At 68.8% G+C, this 900-nt stretch carries 1 protein-coding gene; it reads left to right on the top strand.

Translation table 11 applies throughout. The annotated features are described in order from the left end of the window. Positions 1 to 22: 22 nt before the first annotated feature. Positions 23 to 900, top strand: an 878-nt coding sequence (locus SK571_RS46145) for an alpha/beta hydrolase family protein (RefSeq protein WP_319990429.1), incomplete at its 3' end; no start/stop codon positions are given.

Below are 900 nucleotides of genomic sequence, written 5' to 3'. Positions count from 1 at the left end.
CCTGCGAGGAGTCATCGTGTCAATGCAACGACGTACGTTCCTGAGGCTGAGCACGGCCGCGGCAGCGGCCGCGGGTGGCGCAACCCTGCTCGGCACCGGCCTGGCCGGTGCCACACCCGCCTGGACGCTGGGAACTGCGCCGACCACTCCGTTCGCCGTCGGTGTGCGCCAGTACAGCTGGATGCGCGGCACCCGCCGGATCAACACCTACGTCTACTACCCCGCCACCGGTACCGCCGGCGGCAACCCGGTCACCAACGCCCCGGTCGCGGCCGGCGTCTTCCCCATCTACAACTTCACCCACGGCTTCGGCAGCAGCCCGCAGAACTCCCTGTTCATCATCCGAGCACTGGCGTCCGCGGGTTTCGTCGTTCCCGCACCGCACTTCAACCACAGCTTCAGCGACGTCAGCAACGGCAACACCTCCAAGGACGTCTCACAGGTCCTCACCGAGACCCTCGCGCTCAACGCGAGCGGCCCGCTGGCCGGGCACATCAACACCGGCGTCGGCGTCGGTGTCTCCGGACACTCCCTGGGAGGCATGGTCACCCACGGCCTGCTGACCTCCTGGCCCGACAGCCGGATCATCTCCGCCAACCCGCAGTCCTGCACCGACATGGGCAACCCGTCCAGTTCGCTCACCGCCAAGGTCCTGTTCGTCCACGGCGACCGCGACTCGACCACCGCGTACTCCTCCGCCCGGCAGGCGTACACGGAAATGAGGTGGCCCAAAGCCTTCCTCACCTTCGTCGGCGGCAGCCACACCAGCTTCTGGAGCGACCAGCGCTTCCCCCGGACCGTCGTCGACTGGGCCCGCTGGACCATGTACGGCGACACCGCCGCACGCGACCGCCTCCCCGCCGACGCCTCCGGCACCAACACCAGGTGGGAAGCCCAGCT

It is taken from the genome of Lentzea kristufekii (assembly GCF_033949925.1).
GTDB lineage: Bacteria > Actinomycetota > Actinomycetes > Mycobacteriales > Pseudonocardiaceae > Lentzea > Lentzea kristufekii.
Note: the sequence above shows the minus strand (reverse complement) of the source record. Positions and strands in the feature narration are given on the sequence as shown.